Origin of the sequence: Streptomyces lancefieldiae (genome assembly GCF_031845825.1) — a bacterium.
GTDB classification, from domain to species: domain Bacteria; phylum Actinomycetota; class Actinomycetes; order Streptomycetales; family Streptomycetaceae; genus Streptomyces; species Streptomyces lancefieldiae.
Map to the genome: position 1 here is coordinate 1 of NZ_JAVRFH010000245.1, position 905 is coordinate 905.

General features: G+C 74.5%; 1 pseudogene. It reads left to right on the forward strand.

From position 1 onward, the window contains the following. Positions 1-905 (forward strand): annotated as a pseudogene (locus tag RM812_RS41910) (LysM peptidoglycan-binding domain-containing protein); the annotation flags it as partial.

The window sequence follows — 905 nt, forward strand, 5'->3', positions numbered from 1 at the left end:
TGTCCGCGCCCGCCCCGGCGATCGCTCCCTTCACCGAGAGCGAGTCCGACCCCGCCGTGTGGTGGTGCCCTGCCCGCGGCACCTCCCTGCTCGGCCCCGACGAGGGCCGCGACATCACCGCCCCCTATCCGGCCCTGGTCAGCATCGGCGAAACCCCCGCCGGCGACCCCGTCCTGGTCAACCTCGAAACCATCGGCCTACTCCAACTCCACGGCAGCACCGACGACGTGACCTCGGTCATGCTCGGGATGGCGGTCGAACTCGCCTCCTCCGCACTCACCGACGACACGGCCCTGCTGCTGTCCGGGCTCGGGGCCGAACTCGAGGCCGTCTTCCCCGCCCGCATCCAGCACCACGCGCAGCTCGCCGCCGCGCTGGACGAACTGCGCGCACACGACGCCCTCCAGCGAGGCGCCCTGGACGCGGCCGGCGCGGACAGCCTGCTGGACGCCCGCCTGTCCGCCGACGGCGGCGACACCTGGATACCCCGGGTCCTCATGTGCCCGACCGCCCCCAGCGGGCAACACGCCGAGACCCTGTCCGACCTGCTCTCCTCACGCCCCCGCACCGCCCTGGCGGTGATCACCTCCGCCGAGGAAGCCCTCCAGCTGCCCGGCGCCTGGTTGGTTCCCGCCGCCCCCGGCGCCGCAGTCCAGCTGCCCGGCCTCGACCTGACCGTCACCCTGCAGCGCCTGGAGCCCCACGCCTACGGCCCCCTCCTGGATCTGCTGGGGACGGCCAACCGCACCGACGACGTCCCCGCCCCGGCATGGACCGAGGCCGCCGAGGACAGCACCGCCGCGACCGAGGCGGCCAGCGAGATGCAGGCCGCCGGCCGGCCGTCCCGCGAGGTGCCGGTCCACGTCTCCTCCACCACCACAGGCGACTTCGCCACAGCACTGCCC